The sequence below is a fragment of the Winogradskyella ouciana genome (assembly GCF_009709615.1).
GTDB classification, from domain to species: domain Bacteria; phylum Bacteroidota; class Bacteroidia; order Flavobacteriales; family Flavobacteriaceae; genus Winogradskyella; species Winogradskyella ouciana.
The window spans coordinates 1-244 of record NZ_WJYA01000267.1 but is presented as its reverse complement, the minus strand read 5'-3'; the positions used below and the strand labels follow the sequence as shown (position 1 = coordinate 244).

The 244-nt window shown below is 45.5% G+C and carries 1 protein-coding gene; it reads left to right on the top strand.

Features of this window, described 5'->3' with window-relative positions; genetic code table 11:
• Positions 1-244 (top strand): hypothetical protein (locus F1003_RS16745; RefSeq protein WP_162307024.1); only part of this gene is annotated, 244 nt, incomplete at both ends.

Genomic DNA, 244 nt, shown 5'->3' with positions numbered 1-244 from the left:
GGAGACGGTTTCAAAGTGGCGATGCGAGACCTTGATATTCGGGGAGCAGGAAACTTATTGGGAGCTGAGCAAAGCGGTTTTGTGAACGATCTTGGTTATGAACTGTATCACAAAATGCTGGATGAGGCGGTTTCTGAGCTGAAAAATAACGAATTTAAAGACCTGTTCTCCTCAGCACTGGGACTGCCTAAGAAGTTATTACCGGATTGTCAGATTGAGACTGATTTTGCAACACTGATCCCGG